This window comes from Corynebacterium aurimucosum ATCC 700975 (genome assembly GCF_000022905.1).
GTDB classification, from domain to species: domain Bacteria; phylum Actinomycetota; class Actinomycetes; order Mycobacteriales; family Mycobacteriaceae; genus Corynebacterium; species Corynebacterium aurimucosum_F.
In genome coordinates this window covers 1634420-1647049 of sequence record NC_012590.1, presented here as the reverse complement: position 1 = coordinate 1647049, position 12630 = coordinate 1634420, and the positions used below count along the sequence as shown (strand labels likewise).

8 protein-coding genes are annotated in these 12630 nt (G+C 59.5%); 2 read left to right on the top strand and 6 right to left on the bottom strand.

Features of this window, described 5'->3' with window-relative positions; all coding sequences use genetic code 11:
• Positions 1-213 precede the first annotated feature (213 nt).
• Genes CAURI_RS07760 through CAURI_RS07750 form a run of 3 tightly spaced genes read right to left on the bottom strand, consistent with a single transcriptional unit; the run spans position 214 to position 3620 of the window.
• Positions 214-483 (bottom strand): HPr family phosphocarrier protein, encoded by a 270-nt coding sequence (locus tag CAURI_RS07760; protein ID WP_010190265.1) that lies wholly within the window; start codon positions 481-483, stop codon positions 214-216.
• 58 nt (positions 484-541) lie between these two features.
• A complete protein-coding gene (locus tag CAURI_RS07755; RefSeq protein WP_010190264.1) occupies positions 542-2626 on the bottom strand; it encodes a PTS fructose transporter subunit IIABC in 2085 nt (694 codons plus the stop codon).
• A gap of 22 nt (positions 2627-2648) precedes the next feature.
• A complete protein-coding gene (locus CAURI_RS07750) occupies positions 2649-3620 on the bottom strand; it encodes a 1-phosphofructokinase family hexose kinase (RefSeq protein ID WP_010190262.1) in 972 nt (323 codons plus the stop codon).
• A gap of 238 nt (positions 3621-3858) precedes the next feature.
• On the opposite strand from CAURI_RS07750, the gene ptsP reads away from it, so the two are divergent.
• Positions 3859-5553 (top strand): phosphoenolpyruvate--protein phosphotransferase, encoded by a 1695-nt coding sequence (gene ptsP, locus CAURI_RS07745; RefSeq protein ID WP_010190261.1) that lies wholly within the window; start codon positions 3859-3861, stop codon positions 5551-5553.
• Between the two features lie 82 nt (positions 5554-5635).
• On the opposite strand, the gene CAURI_RS07740 is transcribed toward ptsP, so the two are convergent.
• Positions 5636-6418 carry a DeoR/GlpR family DNA-binding transcription regulator gene (locus CAURI_RS07740; protein WP_010190260.1) on the bottom strand — a complete coding sequence of 261 codons (783 nt, stop codon included), beginning with the start codon at positions 6416-6418 and terminating at the stop codon, positions 5636-5638.
• A gap of 369 nt (positions 6419-6787) precedes the next feature.
• A complete protein-coding gene (lexA, locus tag CAURI_RS07735; RefSeq protein ID WP_010190259.1) occupies positions 6788-7510 on the bottom strand; it encodes a transcriptional repressor LexA in 723 nt (240 codons plus the stop codon).
• A 751-nt stretch (positions 7511-8261) separates the two neighbouring features.
• Here lexA and nrdR point away from each other — a divergent pair.
• Positions 8262-8720 (top strand): transcriptional regulator NrdR, encoded by a 459-nt coding sequence (gene nrdR, locus CAURI_RS07730; RefSeq protein ID WP_010190258.1) that lies wholly within the window; start codon positions 8262-8264, stop codon positions 8718-8720.
• Here the strand turns inward: nrdR and hrpA are convergent.
• On the bottom strand, positions 8717-12592 hold the full coding sequence (hrpA, locus tag CAURI_RS07725) for an ATP-dependent RNA helicase HrpA (protein ID WP_010190257.1): 3876 nt from the start codon (positions 12590-12592) through the stop codon (positions 8717-8719). The two genes, nrdR and hrpA, sit on opposite strands and share 4 nt — an antisense overlap.
• Positions 12593-12630 lie beyond the last annotated feature (38 nt).

The following is a 12630-nucleotide window of genomic DNA, read 5'->3' as shown; positions in this document are numbered from 1 at the left end:
AGGTTCTATTCAAATGGGTTTGGGTCAAAAGGTTCTTCTGGGGGCAAACAAACCCTCTAAGCTCCGCTACATGGTTCCCTTGCCCCCAACAGAACCGTTTGAGTAGAGCCTGATGACTAGAACCTTGTGCTAGACAACCAAGCAACAAGAAGCTCCCGCCACCCTCAGCTAAAGAGGGAAGCGGGAGCTGCCGTTCTATAAACGGAAAGTGCTTTAGGAAGCGTCGAGGTCCTGCTCGATGAGGCCGGCGATCTTCTCGACAGCCGCCTCGTTCTCGGAGGTCACGGTGACTTCGTCGCCCTGCTCGGCGCCGAGAGCCATGATCATGAGGGAGGAAGCAGCATCGGTCTCATCCTCGTCCTCATCGCCAACAAGAGTGAGGAAGATGTCCTCGTCGAACTCAGCGGCGGCGTCAGCGATGATGGAGGCCGGACGTGCGTGCAGTCCGACGGAGGAACCAACCTTGACGGTCTTAGAAGCCATGATAATAATCCTTTCGAATTACGGAGTTTCGTGCTTACAAGTGTACGCGGCTTAAGCGCTAGGCGGCGGCCTTAGCCTTGTCTGCCTTCGCAGCAGCCTCTTCAGCAGCCTTGTTAGGCCAGAACTGCTTCATCGCGATGACCGCACTGGCGGACACGATGACGCCGGCAAGGATAGCCACGAAGTAAGCCCACGCAGGTTCGATAGCGAAGATAACAAAGATTCCGCCGTGCGGGGCGCGAGACATGACGTCCAGGGACATCGACAGAGCACCCGTCACTGCGCCACCGAGCATCATCGACGGGATGACACGCAGTGGGTCGGCAGCAGCGAACGGGATAGCGCCCTCGGAGACGAAGGACAGACCCAGCAGCCAGGCGGATTTACCGTTTTCCTGCTCCGCAGGCGTGAACAGGTTCTTGCGTACAAAGGTCGCGATGGACAGGGCAATCGGGGGAACCATACCGGAAGCCATGACGGCGGCCATGATCTTCATGGAAGCCTCATCACCCGTGGACAGGCCAGCAGTAGCGAAGAGGTAAGCAGCCTTGTTGACCGGGCCACCCAAGTCGGAGCACATCATAAGTCCCAGGATGATGCCCAGAAGGACCGCGGAGGAACCGGACATGGAGGACAGCCAGTTCTGCAGGCCTTCCATGATGGCGGCCAGCGGTGCACCGAGCAGCAGGTACATGAGCAGGCCAGTAACCATCGTGGCGAGCAGCGGGATGATGACCACAGGCATGAGGGAGCCGATCCAGCGCGGGACCTTCCACTTGCCAATCCACATCGCAACAAAGCCAGCGATAAGGCCGGTGACCAGACCACCGATGAAGCCAGCACCGAGGGTGACCGCAATGGCACCACCTGCGAAGCCCGGCGCGATGCCCGGGCGGCCTGCCAGCGCGAAGGCGATGTAGCCGGAGAGCGCCGCGACGATGAATCCCATCGATGCTTGACCGATGGCGAAGAGCACGGCGCCGATGTACAGGGCGAACCCTGCCTTCTTGAAGGTCATCATTTCGCCATCAACCATGACGTCATGGCCCGGCAGGTTGGTCAACGAGTAATCGCTGGTGATGGCCTGCCAACCGTTGGCCATGTCGTAGCCACCGAAGAGGAAGCCCAAGGCCAAGAGAAGGCCACCGGCAGCGACGAAGGGCACCATGTAGGACACACCGGTCATGATGGCCTGCTGAATGCGTTTGCCCCAGCCTAGTCCTTCGCCTTCTTCCACGGAACTAGAGGAGGCTGCGCCCGCCGTGCCTGCGACCTTGTGTGCGTTGGGGTTCTTGGACGCAGCGATAGCTTCATCGAGCATCACGCCCGGCTCGTTGATGGCGCGCTTGACGCCCGATTCAACAACGGGCTTTCCGGCGAAGCGCTCCCGGTCGCGAACACCGACATCGGTAGCGAAGATGACGGCGTCGGCAGCCGCGATGGTGTCTGCAGAAACAGCGGTGTTATTGGAGGATCCCTGGGTTTCTACGGTGAGCTCGACATCGTGGCGCTCCTCGGCGGTTTGGGTGAGGGCGTCGGCTGCCATGTATGTGTGGGCAATGCCGGTCGGGCATGCGGTGACGGCTACGATGCGGGTCTTCTGTGAATCCGCAGCCTTGCTCGGGGCAGGCGCTGCAGCCGCAGCGGCTGGTGCCGATTCGCTGGCCGCAGCCTTCTTCTTCGGCTTTTCGGCGTTGACTACGTCGAGGACCAGGGAGACGATTTCCTCCTTGGTCTGCGCGGTTCGCAGAGCCTCCAAGAAGTCCTTCTTCACCAGCGCGCGGGCAAGCTTGGAGAGGATCTTCAGGTGCGCCTTACCGCCACCTTCCGGGGCGGCGATGAGGAACACCAGGTAGGCGTCGCCATCGGGGCCGGAGAAGTCCACGCCGCGCGAGAGTCGGGCGAAGGCCAAGGTGGGTTCAGACACTGCGGCGGAGCGGCAGTGTGGGATGGCAACGCCACCGGGTACACCGGTGCCAGCCTTTGCTTCACGCTCGATGGCGGGGCCAGCCAGTTCCTCCACGGAGGTGGCGCGGCCGGTGTCGTGGACAAGCGTGGCCAGGTTGGTGATGACTGATTCGATGCTGTCACCGAAGTTGGCGTCGAGCGCCACAAGATCGGTGGTGATGAGTTGTGATGACATCGGCAGGTACTCCTCAGTACTACTAAAGGTCGGTGACGGCCGAAACCGTCGTGTGTTCGATATCTAGTTCTTCAGGGGTTGGAATTTGGGTTCCCGGGAGTGCAGCGGCTGCTGAACCGTAGGCCACAGCCTGGCGCAGGGCTTCCGAGTAGGAGGCACCGGAGCGGCGGGCGAGGATATAGCCGGAGAGCGAAGAATCACCGGCACCCACGGTAGAGCGCAGGGTAATCGGCGGGGGAGTAGCGGCCCACGCTTCATCGGCAGTGACCAGCACTGCGCCAGCGCCACCCAGGGTGACGAGAACTTCGGGGATGCCGCGCTTGACGACGACCCTTGCGGCCTTGACCACACCGCTAAAATCACCGTTCTCGGCGGCAGCTTCGAGGGCCTGACCATCCACGTTGGCTAGCTGGCCAAGCTCAAGACCATTCGGCTTGATGAGGTCGGGGCTGGCGGTTTCGAGGTTTTCTCCGAGAGCCACCATAGGGGCGTCGGAGGTGTCGACGGCTACACGGATGTCGGGGTTGGCTTCGCGCGCGACACAGATGAGCTGCGTGTACCAATCTGTAGGAACGCCTTGGGGAAGAGAGCCCGCCATGACGATCCACTCAGCATGTGCGCAGTGCTCAGCCAGCGTTTCGGCTACGGCCTGTTGAACATCCGCCTCAAGCGTAGGGCCGGGACCATTGAGTTTGGTCGTACGGCCATCCGGTTCGGTCAGGGTGGTATTGGTGCGCACCGCGCCATGCGTCGGCACGGCGTGTACGGGAATAGACGCGTCAGCGGCGAGGGCTAAGAACGGGTCTGAGGCCACAGCCGGTAGAAGGGCCAGACTGTCGACGTTAGCGAGCGTTACGGCGTGCGTAACGTTGACGCCTTTACCACCGGCAACGCTGGATACAGACCCTGCGCGGTGTACAGCACCTGGCTCGAGTTCCTCGTTCAGGCGCACGGTGGCGTCGATGCTTGGGTTGGGGGTCAAGGTAAGGATCATTGTGGACAATGTCCCCTTTCGCGGAGTGCGTATATTGGGGGCAAACGCGCCTCGGCGGCTTAAACAAGAACTCCCGTGCGGATTGCCCGTGGTCAGTGTGAAAGTAATGTTGCTTAATGTTGATTATTGCCCGTATGTGTCCGAATGTCAACGGAATCACTGTGGGTTTCGTTGCATTTTTGACCGACTTGTGATGATCTGGATAGAGAAAAACATCGTCTCCGTAAGGAAATGTGTCATGGAAAACGCATCCCCATCCACCATTAAAGGCACCGGCGTCGTCGCCGGCGTTGCATACGCTGAGGCGGTGTGGGTTCGCCCACGCCCAGAACTGCCCACGGCTGGAGAAACCGTGGCGGAGGAGCAACGTGATGCTGAATACGATCACTTCCTCGAAGCCGCCGACATCGTTGCCAGCAGGCTAGAACAGCGTGCCGCTGGCGCTGAAGGTCAGGCAGCAGAAGTTCTGGGCGCTACTGCTGGAATGGTCAAGGACCGAGGTTGGCACAAGGCAGTGCGCAAGGGTATTCGTAGCGGCAAGAACGCCGAATATGCAGTTGTTGGTGCCACAGACAGGTTTGTCACCATGTTTGAGGCCGCCGGCGGCGTAATGGCCGAGCGCACGACTGACCTCAAGGACGTGCGCGACCGCGTCATCGCACAACTGCGCGGTGAGCAAGAGCCGGGCCTGCCCATGGTTGAAGGGGAGGCGGTGTTGCTGGCGGATGACCTTGCGCCGGCGGATACTGCAACCTTGGACACCACCCATATCAAGGCGCTTGTGACCGAGCTGGGCGGTCCTACCAGCCACACGGCAATTATCGCTCGTCAGCTCGACCTTCCGTGCATTGTGGCGGTCGGTGCTGAGCTGCGCACGATTGAGGCGGGAACCCAGATCTTCGTCGATGGCTCCGTGGGAACAGTGACCCTTGGCGCGGATCGCACCGCCTCGCTCAAGGCTGTAGAGGAATACCGCGAGAAGGCGGCACGAGTGGCCGAGTGGCGGGGTCCGGCCCAGACCAAGGATGGACACCGCGTGCAGTTGCTCGCCAATGTTGCCGACGGCAACGCAGCTCGCATCGCCTCTGATTCGCAGGCAGAAGGTATCGGTTTGTACCGTACAGAGCTGTCCTTCCTCTCCGCGAGCGAAGAGCCCACCGTGGAGGAACAAGCGCGCATCTACGGCAAGGTTTTCAACGCCTTCCCGGACTCCAAGGTCGTTGTTCGAACACTCGATGCCGGTTCTGATAAGCCGATCTCCTATGCCACGTTGGACTCTGAGGAGAACCCCGCCTTGGGCGTCCGCGGTCTGCGCATCGCCCGCGATAACGAGGCGCTTTTGACCCGTCAGCTCGATGCCATCGCGCAGGCCGCAGAAAAGCGTGCCGAAGGTGCCACGACGTGGGTTATGGCACCGATGGTGGCCACGGCAGTCGAGGCAAAGTGGTTCGCCGAGCTTTGTCGCGAGCGTGGGCTCACGGCTGGCGCTATGATTGAGGTACCGGCTGCAGCCCTGATGGCGGATACTATCTTGCCGCACCTCGACTTCGTGTCCATCGGTACTAATGACTTGACTCAGTACACTATGGCAGCTGACCGCCTATCGCCCCAGCTGGCTTACTTGACCGATCCGTGGCAACCGGCCGTGTTGCGGTTGATCCAGCACACCTGCGTGGTCGGGCGCGATAATAACGTTCCGGTGGGCGTCTGCGGCGAAGCAGCAGCGGATCCCATGCTCGCCTGCGTACTAACTGGCCTTGGTGTGACGTCACTGTCTGCAGCGTCGACTGCGGTCGCAGGTGTTGGCGCACAACTTGCTGAGGTCACTCTTGAGCAATGCCAGAAGATGGCGGATGCAGCAGTAAACGCTGAGGGCCCAGCTGATGCCCGCGCCGCAGTGATTGACCTATTGGAGCAATTCCAAGCGTCCTAGATTATTGAATGCGCAGGAGGTGTGCGCCCCTCACCATGAAGGGGTGCACACCTCCTGAAACGATCTAGTGGGGGTAAGGCGCCTACTTTTCTGCAGCAATGATCACCTCAACGCCGTGCTCACGCAGCGCTTCAACGTAGGAAGCGGGTGCGCCGGCGTCGGTGATAACGACATCAATTTCATCGAGGGATGCAAAGCTCACGAGGTAGTCATTGCCCAGCTTTGAAGAATCGCACAATACGACGACGCGGTGCGCATTGGTGACGAAAGCGGACTTGATCGCAGCCTCTTGCGAGTCTGCCGTTGAGAGACCGTGATCAATGGTCAGTGCGTTGGTGCCGACAAAAGCCACGTCGGCACGCATGAGCGCCATGGTGCGAAGGGCGGTATCACCAACCACGGCCTGGGTAATTGCCCGTACGGTACCGCCAAGGAGCTGGACTTCGGATACCCCGTTGCTGGCTAGCGAAAGGGCGATCGGCAGGCTGTTGGAGACGATGCTGAACTGACCTGCCGAATAGCGCTGGCCAATGAGATCAGCAAGCGCATTCGTCGTGGTGCCGGCGTCGAGGAAGATGCTGCCGCCATCGGGGAGCTGTTCCAGCGCAGCGCGCGCAATGGCCATCTTGGCGCCCGTGGCCGAGCGTTGACGGGTATCAAGGGTTAACTCCGCGGTTTGGAAGGATTGGGAGGCAACCGCACCGCCATGGACTCGGTGCACGACTCCTTCCCGGTCCAAAACCGCGAGATCGCGGCGAATCGTCTCAGCGGTAACATCGAAGCGTTCAGAAAGTTCGGTGACATTGACACGGCCTTCGACGGCGGTCAATGAGGCAATTTGTCGGCGACGCTCTTCTGCGTACATAGTTCCTCCCAGTGAAGTCTGCCTGCGGTGGTCACTGCGCCCGCCGCGGAAAGGAAACGGGGCTGGGGCGTGTGAACGAAAAGGGCAACGAATGTTGCGGCGATGCCTCCATTGTCCCACTGAATGTGAAGAAAACGGAACTAAACAAAGAAAAACTCACATTACGGGTGCTGTCTTAGTGAAAGAATTCCGTTATAACCTGCGCATATGTAAATGTGTGATGTCGGACGCTAAAGCGGTAGGAATCGGGCATGTACACACACAAGGGGGTAAAAAGAAACAATCCCCCGGCCCGTTACGCCCGCACCGAGTGCGGCTGGTACTGCGGGGTGGGTAGGGCCCTGGGGGATGGCTGAGAGGTGATGACGCCTAGAGCTTGCGGAAAACGGACACTACCTTGCCCATGATCTCAGCTTCGTCGCCTTTGATGGGGGAGTAGGCGTCATTATGGGGAAGGAGCCAGACACCGGAAGAGTCGCGGTGAAATTCCTTGACGGTCGCTTCTTCGCCGTCCAGGAGAGCGGCGACGAATTCGCCTTCCTCTGCGACGGATTGTGAGCGAATAATCACCCAATCGCCGTTGAGAATACCTGCGTCTTGCATGGAATCGCCTACGACCTGCAGCATATAAAGCTCGCCGCTGCCGAGGATCTCGCCCGGCATGGGGAAATAAGCATCAACGTTTTCTTCGGCGGTAATTGGGGAACCTGCGGCAATGCGGCCGACAACCGGGATGTAGTTCGGTGTCGCTGCGTCCTCGGGGATATCGGGGGTGGAAAGATCTGGAGACTTGTTTGCCTGGCCGGTCTTGCGGCCGGGCTTCTTCGAGTCTTCGCCACCGGGGAAGTGGCGGACGTCAACGGCGCGTGGCTTGTTTGGATCGCGGCGCAGGAAGCCCTTCTCTTCAAGCTGCTTCAGTTGGTAGGCCACGGATGATGTGGACTGTAGGCCGGTCGCATCACCGATCTCACGAATGCTTGGCGGATATCCGCGGAGCATTACGGCATCGTGGATAACCTCCAGGATGCGGCGCTGGCGGGCGGACAGGGTGTCGAGGGAAGGGTGGTCGCTTCGCTTGGGTTTGCGGGCCATTCTTTCTCCTAAAACTATTGCGATGTGCACATTCGTGGTCGAGGCTTTGGCGTGCCAGGCATGTATGGGGTCTGCCGGTGGTGCTTCCGCTTTCCTTTTTAGCACGACAGGAAAAAATGTTCGACTAGCGTGGCCGAATTGTGGACAAATTTTCGAGAGGGTGCTATAAATTGAACACACACGCTAAATCGAACGGTTGGTCGATGACGATGTTCGAAAGTGTCCGCCCGGACTCTTAGACTTCGGATATTGCGTCGATGGAGAAGGAAGATCTAGAAAGGAACCGTCATGGCTATCGCTCTCAATAGTGCCTCTGTACTGCGTAGGGATGTTCGTCGGAAGTCCCACAGTGTGGCAGTGCTGGTCCCGCCGGCGGCAATTTGGGATCCCGTGCAGAATCAGACGCGGGCCCATAGTTCGTCACATGCTTCTTCCTGCGGCACGCCTGGTGTTCGAACACTCTCTTCGGAGGGTAGAACGCAGGGGCGCACGATGAATTCGGAAACACCCTTCGTTTCTTCCCGTCGTAGTGTGTCGCGGAGCCGGCGCGGCGGGTCGAACGTAGGTAACTATGTTCTGGGTGCGGTCTTTGGCGCTGCAGTCTTTATTGGAACAGTGTGGGGTGGCCTCAGCATTGATAGTGAGGTTCCAAATGCCCACGGTGCTTCGGCCACCGCGGAGGCAACTTCGCGCTAGAATTCCTTGGGCCGGGGAAGCAAAGCGCGTCGGCGGAGAGGAAGGTTACGGCACTGTGTATTGCCCGTTCTGTCACAATGAACAGTCACGAGTCATCGATTCGCGTGTGATTGATAGTGGAACCTCAATCCGGCGGCGTCGCGAATGTGCCGCATGCAAAGGCCGTTTTACCACCATTGAGAAGGCGGTCCTGTCGGTAGTTAAGCGTAATGGCTTGGCTGAGCCCTTCAGCCGCGACAAGCTGATTCGCGGCGTCAAACGCGCGTGCCAAGGGCGCGATGTAAGTGATGATGCCCTGAAGAAGCTCGCGCAAGAAGTCGAAGAGACCGTACGCAGTCACGGTTCCTCCCAAGTCAATGCCAACGACATTGGCCTTGCCATCTTGGAGCCTCTCCGCGATCTCGATGAGGTTGCCTACCTGCGCTTCGCCTCCGTATACAAGTCCTTCGAAAGCGCAGACGATTTCGAATCGGAAATCCGCCTGATGCGGCGGCGTGACCGCGATAGCTTCTAACGCAATTTATCTGCGGCCTTTTGGATTCTCCGAACAGACACCGCATGAGCGGTTCCTAGGCGTTGCGCGAAGAGCGATACGCGCAACTCCTCGATCATCCACAAGATCTCCTTAACTTCACGCGTCTTCTCGCGGCCTGCGGGCAAGGAGCGCAAACGATTTTTGAGGTAGGCCTTGGCTTCGTCGACATCTGCCTGGCGGTCAGCGTCACGATCTGGGTCCAGGTTCATATCATCAAGCCTGATACGTGCAGCCTGGATATAGCGCGGCAAGTGGCGCAGGTGTTGGATCCCATGAACGGTGATGGCGTGCGGCGGCAAGAGGAAGTCGAGCTGGGCGCGAATATCATCGATTGCCGGCCCCTCCCAGTGCTTCAGCTCAGCGTTGAGGTTGGAGTACTCCGCCAACCCTGGGGCAATGGCCACCACCGCCTGACGCACACGCCCCGGGACTTCAGGCTTGACGGCGTTCAGCAAGTCAGTAAATTCCTCAGGAGTTCTTACAGGCCCGCCCTTGTCCATCATGATGTCGCGCACCGCGGCGACTCGTGCATCGTTGACCAACCCGTCGGCTCCACCGTGTGGGTAGGAGTCGACGGCAACCCGCTGCTGTAGCGGCAACCCCTTGACCATCTGTTGCGTATTTACGGAGATTTCCCGAAGCAACAAGGTGAGGGTGGCAGTGATCATGGAGGCGTCGGCAGCCGCTTTTGTCGGGTGCACCTTGAGAGCGACGCCCTCCTTCGTTGCTACGAGTGCTGGATAGGCGGTGACCTCGTGCCCATCAACGACAGTGGTCACTTCTTCATCGATAGCACCTAGCGTGTCCTCTGACCATTCCTTGACGGAGGCGGATTCAGCCGCCCGGCCAACACGCGAGACGGAGGAGGAAATATGCCCGGCCTGGCGTTGGACCAAGGCCTGCACATCGCGATCAGAATCAATTACCTTGCCCCGTTTATCCACTGCGGCATAGTTCATCCGCAGATGGGGTGGGAGTTGATCCGGGCGGAAATCGCCGGCGTTGATGCCGTGGCCGCCCATGTCCTGCAGCACGGCCGCGAGCTGTTCACAAAGCCCGCCTTCATAGGGCACAAGCTTGGGCAGCGCTCGCTCAGCGAATTCGGGTGCTGGAACCACGGTGCGGCGAAGGGCCTTCGGGAGTGAGCGAATCAGCTCCGTCACCAGCTCCAGCCGCAGGCCGGGTACGAGCCAGTCGAAGCCCTCGGAGTCCAATCCCGCAAGGAGGGGGACAGGGACCATGAGCGTAACGCCATCGAGGGGGTCACCGGGTTCAAATTTATAAGAGAGGTCGTAATCGATGCTTCCCTTTAGCCAGCGGTCAGGGAAAGCCTCCTCTGTCACGGCGTGGTCCTCTTCGAGGAGTGTTTCTGGGTCGAAGTCCAAAGAGTGCTTGTTCTTCTGTTTCTTCCACCAAGAATCGAAATGCCGGGCGGTGGTGACAGTCTCCGGGATGCGTTGATCGTAGAAGTCAAAGAGCGTGTCTTCATCCACCACGAGCCCGCGCCGACGGGCCTTCTCCTCATACTCGGAGGCCTCGTCAAGCTTGCGCTTGTTGTCGTGGAAGAAGTGATGGTGGGTGGTCCATTCGCCGTCGACAAGCGCATTGCGTATGAACATGTCGCGTGCCGCCGCAGGATCGACTCGGTGGTAGGGCACCGTCCGGTCCGCGACCACGGTGACGCCGTACAACGTCGAGCGTTGGGTAACTACCCCTGAGCCACGCTTGCGTGACCATGTTGGATCGGAATAGTTGTGTTTCAACAGATCCTTCGCCAGCTTTTCCACCCAGGCCGGGTCGATGGCGGCAACATCGCGTGCCCACAGTCGCGAGGTTTCCACCAGCTCGGCTGCCATGAGGAACTCCGGTGGTTTCTTCGCAAGCGCTGATCCCGGGAAAACCAGGAAGCGGGTATTGCGTGCGCCAATGAACTCCTTGGAGTTACCGTCACGTGCGCCGATATTGGACAACAGGCCAGAGAGCAACGACATGTGGATGTCATCGGGGCGCCGCTCGGTGCCCTCTTGAGCGTTCCAACCGAGCTGCTTGGCGACGTCCCGCAGCTGCCGCACCAGGTCGAACCACTCGCGGATGCGCATATAGTGCAGGAAATCGGCCTTCATCCGTTTGCGGAAAGCATTGCCGCTCATCTCCTCGCGAGCCTCTTGGACAAAGTCCCACAGGTTGAGCATTGCCATAAAGTCTGAAGACTTGTCTTTAAAACGAGCATGGGCCTGGTCAGCCTGCGCTTGCTTGTCGGTAGGCCGCTCGCGCACATCCTGAATGGTCATCGCGGCAACGATGACCATGACGTCGTGGAGGCATCCGGAGGTGTTGGCTTCAACGAGCATGCGGGCCATGCGCGGATCCACGGGAATGCGGGCAAGATTGCGTCCAATTCGGGTTAGTACCGGCAGCCCATCTTTTTCTTTGCCCTCGAGTGCGCCCAGTTCGTGGAGGAGGAGCAGACCATCGCGCACGGCCTTCGGTTCGGGGGATTGAACGAAGGGGAAGTCGGCGATATCACCGAGGCGCAACGAGATCATTTGCAGGATGACGCTGGCCAGGTTGGTGCGCAGGATTTCGGGGTCGGTGAATTCTGGCCGGGAGAGGAAGTCCTGTTCACTGTAGAGGCGGATGGCAATGCCATCGGCAACGCGACCACATCGGCCTGAGCGCTGGTTAGCGCTTGCTTGGGAGATCGGCTCAATGGGCAGTCTTTGCACCTTGGTGCGAGTGGAATAGCGCGAGATGCGCGCGGTGCCCGTGTCGACGACATAGCGAATGCCAGGCACCGTCAATGAGGTCTCAGCGATGTTGGTAGAGAGCACGATTCGGCGGCCGCGGTGCGAGCGGAAGACGCGATGTTGTTCCTGGTTGGACAGTCGTCCGAAGAGCGGAGTGACCTCCACGTTGCGCCAATGGCGCCCTTCGATGGCTTCCATGGCGTCGCGGATATCGCGCTCGCCCGGGAAGAAGCACAGAATGTCTCCTTCGCCTTCGACCATGAGTTCTTCGATGGCTTCGCAGAGGGTGTCCAAGGGATCGAGGTCGATGGTCTTGCCACCTGATTCGACCTCGAGCGGGCGGTAGCGGATCTCCACGGGGTAGGTACGCCCCGATACCTCGATGATCGGCGCTGGTTCACCGTGAGCGTCAGCGAAGTGCTTGGCGAAGCGTTCCGGATCAATGGTGGCGGAGGTGATGATCACCTTTAGGTCGGGGCGCTTGGGCAGCAGCCTTTTGAGGTACCCGAGAAGGAAGTCAATGTTGAGCGAACGCTCGTGTGCCTCATCGATGATGATCGTGTCATAGGCGTTGAGGAAGCGGTCACGCTGCATTTCTGCCAGCAAGATGCCGTCCGTCATGAGTTTCACAGCGGTGGTGGAGGAGACTCGGTCATCGAAGCGGATGGCATAGCCGACCGAGTCCCCGATGGATTGGTCAAGCTCTTCTGCAATGCGCTCAGCAACCGTGCGCGCTGCCAAACGTCGTGGCTGAGTATGCCCAATGAGCCCTCGACGCCCGCGGCCGAGCTCCAAACAGATTTTGGGAATCTGGGTGGTCTTTCCCGAACCAGTCTCACCGGCGATGATGACTACCTGATTATTCTCGATAGCTTCGGCGATATCATCGCGGCGCCCAGTGACGGGAAGCTGTTCGGGGTAGGTAATGGGTGGTACATGCGCATCGATGGTGCGCACCTTGTCTTGGGCGGCTGCGATATCGGCTCCAATGGCATTCAGGGCCTTGGGGGAGCGGGCCTTGCGCAGGCGACGGCGGAAAGCGCGCTCATCACTCAAGGAAACCGAAGTGAGAGCGCCGTAAAGGTCTTCGCGAGTAGCAGTCATAATCGACCTAAAAGTCTACTCGGAAGGCTATTCGCTCA